The organism is Actinocorallia lasiicapitis (genome assembly GCF_054778695.1).
In genome coordinates this window covers 4,649-9,027 of sequence record NZ_BAAGZI010000243.1, presented here as the reverse complement: position 1 = coordinate 9,027, position 4,379 = coordinate 4,649, and the positions used below count along the sequence as shown (strand labels likewise).

At 71.5% G+C, this 4,379-nt stretch carries 5 protein-coding genes; 2 read left to right on the top strand and 3 right to left on the bottom strand.

Going from position 1 to position 4,379, the window contains the following annotated elements; translation table 11 throughout:
- The 3 genes from ACYVE7_RS22950 to ACYVE7_RS22940 all read right to left on the bottom strand — a co-directional run.
- Nucleotides 1–537: MFS transporter (locus ACYVE7_RS22950; protein ID WP_460367071.1), on the bottom strand; the 537-nt coding region annotated here is incomplete at its 3' end.
- Nucleotides 534–1,136: a TetR/AcrR family transcriptional regulator gene (locus ACYVE7_RS22945; RefSeq protein WP_460367070.1), complete on the bottom strand. Its 603-nt coding sequence runs from the start codon at nucleotides 1,134–1,136 to the stop codon at nucleotides 534–536. The genes ACYVE7_RS22950 and ACYVE7_RS22945, both read right to left, overlap by 4 nt.
- A 52-nt stretch (nucleotides 1,137–1,188) precedes the next feature.
- The gene (locus ACYVE7_RS22940) at nucleotides 1,189–2,169 is read right to left on the bottom strand and encodes a cation diffusion facilitator family transporter (protein WP_460367069.1); all 981 of its coding nucleotides are present in this window, start codon (nucleotides 2,167–2,169) and stop codon (nucleotides 1,189–1,191) included.
- A 122-nt stretch (nucleotides 2,170–2,291) separates the two neighbouring features.
- Here ACYVE7_RS22940 and ACYVE7_RS22935 point away from each other — a divergent pair, with 122 nt between their 5' ends.
- Together ACYVE7_RS22935 and ACYVE7_RS22930 are read left to right on the top strand one after the other, a co-directional pair.
- On the top strand, nucleotides 2,292–3,200 hold the full coding sequence (locus ACYVE7_RS22935) for an endonuclease/exonuclease/phosphatase family protein (RefSeq protein WP_460367068.1): 909 nt from the start codon (nucleotides 2,292–2,294) through the stop codon (nucleotides 3,198–3,200).
- A gap of 77 nt (nucleotides 3,201–3,277) precedes the next feature.
- Nucleotides 3,278–4,288 (top strand): Gfo/Idh/MocA family oxidoreductase, encoded by a 1,011-nt coding sequence (locus tag ACYVE7_RS22930; RefSeq protein ID WP_460367067.1) that lies wholly within the window; start codon nucleotides 3,278–3,280, stop codon nucleotides 4,286–4,288.
- Nucleotides 4,289–4,379: the final 91 nt, after the last annotated feature.

Here is a 4,379-nt window from a genome sequence, read left to right as displayed (position 1 = left end):
CAGCAGGTAGCCGCCGCGCCCGCCGCCCGCGGCGTCGACCAGCAGCGGCGCGAGCCCGCCCGCGAGGAGGATCCCGACGGTCAGGCAGACGACGCGCCACGCCATGGCCCTGCCCCGTTCGGCGGGGGAGTCGGAGATCTCGGCGCGCAGCTCCACATACGGCACCTGGAAGCAGGCGAAGGCGCTGGCGGCGAGCAGGAACGCGCAGCCCGTCCAGACGGCGGCGACGCTCGGGGAGGGCACCGCGAACATGGCGGCGAACAGGACGGGCAGGGTGAACGCCCCGGCCAGCAGCAGCCGGGTGCGGTGCCCGGTCCTGACGGCCTCCCGGTCGCTGGCCGCCCCGACGACGGGGTTGAGCAGCACGTCCCAGGCTTTCGGCAGGACGAGCACGAGCCCGGCGAGCGCCGCCCCGACCCCGAGGACGTCGGTCAGGTAGTAGAGCAGCAGTAGCCCGGGGACGGCCGAGAAGATCCCGGTGCCGACGGAGCCGATCCCGTAGCCGAGTAGCCGGCCGCGGGTCAGGGGGGTGGTCACGGTGTCTCCAGGGGAAGGCGCAGCAGGGAGGTGACGAGCTGGTGCAGGTGGGCGCGGAACCGGGCGACCTCGGCCGCATCCGTGACGCCGGTCCTGACGCCGTCGGGGGACAGCACCCCGCCGCGGGCGAAGCCGTGGGTGCACCACAGGACCGTCATCAGCGCGTAGCCGGGGTCGACGTCGGCGGGCACGGCGGGCCGGATCGCGGCGATGACCTGGTCGAGGAGGGGGCGGGCGTAGAGCCGTTCGAGGTCGGCGACGTCGGCGGCGTCCGACAGCCAGCGTCGCATCCAGAGCGCCGGCACTTCGGGATGGCCGACGCAGAAGTCGAGGTACCGGTCGACGAGCCGGTGGATCCCCGCCGTGTCGGCCGTGAATCCGGTGAGCGCGGCTTCGAGTGCTTCCCGCTCGAGCCGGTGGGCGTGCTCCATGACGGCCAGGTACAGCTCGCGTTTGCCGCCCGCGTGGTAGGCGACGGTCGCGATGTTGAGCCCCGCGGCCTCGGCGATGAGCCGGGTGGAGGCCCCGGCGTAGCCGCGGTCGGCGAACAGGTGGGTGGCGGCGGCGATGATGCGCTGCCTGCCGTCGTCGCGGGTCATGCGGACACCGTAGGCGGGCGCCCGGTCTCCGTCAATCGATTGATGGAGAAGCTTACTTCGTAAAGGGGTGCTTCCCGTAGCGCTCGATGACGCGCTCGCGCAGCCCGGGGTCGTCGCGGGGGACCGGTTCGATGAAGACCTCGTCGATCTCGTCGTAGGCGTCCCTGATCTGGTGGGCGAGCCGGACGCAGGTCCGTTCGACGTCGCCGGCGGTCAGTTCGTTGCGGAAGTCGAGGCGGGCGCAGACCAGCACCTGGTCGGCGCCGACGGTCATGGTGACGATGTCGACGACCCAGTCGATCTCGGGCGCCGCCGCGAAGATCTCCCGGACGCCCTTGACCAGCCGCGGGTCGGCCTGGTGGCCGATCAGCAGGTCCTTGTTGATCCGGCCGAGCAGGAACGCGACGCAGGTGAGGACCACGCCGATGAGCAGCGACGCCAGCCCGTCCCAGAACGCGTTGCCGGTGATCTGGTGCAGGAACAGCCCGAGGAAGGCGAAGATCAGGCCGAGCAGGGCGGCGGCGTCCTCGGCGACCACGCTGACCGAGGTCGGTTCGTCGGTGCGGCGCATGTAGTGCACGGTCGGCAGGTTCTCCTCGCGCGCGGCCCGCTTCACGGTGCGCAGTCCCTGCAGGAAGCTGGCTCCCTCCAGGACGAACGCGATGGCCAGCACGATGTAGCCGACGAGCGGGTCGGACTCCTCCTCGCCGCCCTGGAACAGGGTCTCGAACCCCTGCAGGAAGGAGAAGAGCGCACCCATCCCGAAGATCGCGACGGCGACGAGCAGCGACCAGAAGTACCGCTCCTTGCCGTAGCCGAAGGGGTGCTTGCGGTCCGCGGGCTTGGCGCTGCGGCGGAGCCCGAACAGCAGCAGGATCTCGTTGCAGGTGTCGGTGTAGGAGTGAGCGGCCTCCGACGCCATCGCCGACGATCCGGTGACGATCGCCGCGACCGTCTTCGCGATCGCGATTCCGAGGTTGGCACCGAGTGCCACCAGCACGGTCACGGTGCTTTCGCTCTGCTCCTCAGCCATGATCTTGGACCTTCCCCACCGGGCGAGCCGGGAACCACGCCCCGGTCGATGATCGTTCACAGAGATCGCACCATGGCACCATGGGGCGTTCCTGGGGATTTCGGGGATCGGGGGAAGGGCCTGTGGGACGTTTGATGACGGCCGTCGTCTGGCTGCTGGTCATGCCGTTCGCCGTCTGGGCGGTGCTGCGGTTCACGGGCTGGATGCCCGGGTTCCGCTGGGTGCAGCTCGTGTCGTTCACGCCTTATGTCGCGGCCGCGGCGTTCGTGGTGCCGCTGATCGCGTTCGGGCTGCGGCGGTGGGCGCCGGGTGCGGTGGCGGTGGCGCTGGCGGCGTTCGTGGTGCCGCGTGCGTTCGCCCAGGACGGCCCGGCGGCGCAGGGTCCGGTGGTGCGGGTGCTGTCGGCGAACCTCCTGCACGGCGGGACGCCCCCGGCGCGGATCGTCGAGCTGGCGAAGACGCTGCAGGTCGATCTGCTGTCGTTGCAGGAGCTGAACGACCGGGCCGTCCGCGGGCTGGACGGGCTCGGTCTGCGAGGGATGTTCCCGTATGTGGCCGAGGGCGCCCACGGCACCGCGCTCTACTCGCGTCTTCCGCTGGAGGGCAGTGTGGCCGGGCCGCCGGGCTCGGTCCAGACCCTGGTGCGGATGCCGGGACGGGAGCCGTTCGCGTTCGTCGCGGTGCACACCTGCGCCCCGCTGGGCCCGTCCCACGCGAAGTGCTTCGCCGACAGTCAGCGCACGATGGTCCCGGCAACCCCGGACGGCGTGCTGCGGATCCAGGCGGGCGACTTCAACGCCACCCTGGACCACCCGACCATCCGGGCGCTGCTGGCCACGGGCTACCGTGACGCCGGCCGCGCTCGCGGCGACGGCTTCAAGGCCACCTGGCCGGCGCTGGACCACACGTTGCCCGGCGTCGTCATCGACCATGTCCTGGCCGACCGGCGGGTGGCCGTCACCGCCTACTCGGTTCACGACCTTCCCCGCAGCGACCATCGAGCCGTTTTCGCCGAGCTGCGCCTGCCCTGACGGCCTTTTCGTCGGTGCAGGGCCGTTTTCCGGACCTCGTTGCGCGGGGCGGGCCGGGTGTTTGTCATGATCAGAGGATGAGCGTACGTGTCGTGCTCGTCGGGTACGGGCTGGGTGGTTCGGCCTTCCACGCACCATTGATCACTTCTGTTCCGGGGATGGTGCTGGTCGGGGTGGTGACCGGCAACCCCGAGCGGCAGGAGGCCGTCCGGGCCCGCTATCCGGGCGTCGCCGTCATCCCGGACGCCGACCTGGTGTTCCGGGATCCGCAGAGCTGCGATCTGGTGGTGATCACCACACCGAACGCGACGCATGTGCCGCTGGCCAGGGCCGCGCTGGAGGCGGGGCTGCCGGTGGTCGTCGACAAGCCGATCGCGGTGACCTCGGCGGAGGCGCGTGAGCTCGGCCTGATCGGCCCGCCGGTGTTCCCGTACCACAACCGCAGGTGGGACGGTGATTTCCGGACGGTGCGGCGGCTGGCGTCCGAGGGGGCGCTGGGCCGGATCCAGCGGTTCGAGTCGCGGTTCGAGCGGTGGCGGCCCGAGGTGAAGGAGTCCTGGAAGGAGCAGGATCCCGCGGGGAGCATCCTGTACGACCTGGGCACCCATCTGATCGACCAGGCGATCTGCCTGTTCGGCCCGCCCACCCATGTCTACGCTGAGATCGACACACGCCGTAACGGCGCGCACGTCCCCGACGACGTGTTCCTCGGGCTGACCCACGACGACGGCACCCGGTCGCATCTGTGGATGAGCGCGACGGCCGCCGATCTGGGCCCGCGGTTCCGGGTGCTGGGCGACAAGGCGTCCTATGTGGTCTCCGGGATGGACGGCCAGGAGGACGCCCTGCGCGCGGGCCGCACGCCGCGCGAGCCTGGCTGGGGGCAGATGCCGCCGGAGAGCTACGGGTTCCTCGGGGTGCCGGGGCAGGCCCGGCCCGTCCGTACGCTGCCCGGCGCCTACCAGGACTTCTACCGGGAGGTCGTGGACGCGCTGGAGAACGGCGGGCCCGCGCCCGTGCCGTTGAACGACGCGGTCGCGGGCCTGGAGGTGATCGAGGCGGCCGTCCGTTCGGCGGTCGGCCGCTAGCTAGTCGCGGGAGGCGGGTTCGGTGGCGGGGTTCTCCTCGCCGGAGCCCTCCTCGTCGTCCTCCTCGGCCCCGGGGGGGGGGGGGGGGGGG

Coding starts and splice junctions, on each gene's coding strand:
- ACYVE7_RS22940 (WP_460367069.1), bottom strand. CDS start 2,169: ATGGCTGAGGAGCAGAGCGAAAGCACCGTGACCGTGCTGGTGGCACTC.
- ACYVE7_RS22930 (WP_460367067.1), top strand. CDS start 3,278: ATGAGCGTACGTGTCGTGCTCGTCGGGTACGGGCTGGGTGGTTCGGCC.
- ACYVE7_RS22945 (WP_460367070.1), bottom strand. CDS start 1,136: ATGACCCGCGACGACGGCAGGCAGCGCATCATCGCCGCCGCCACCCAC.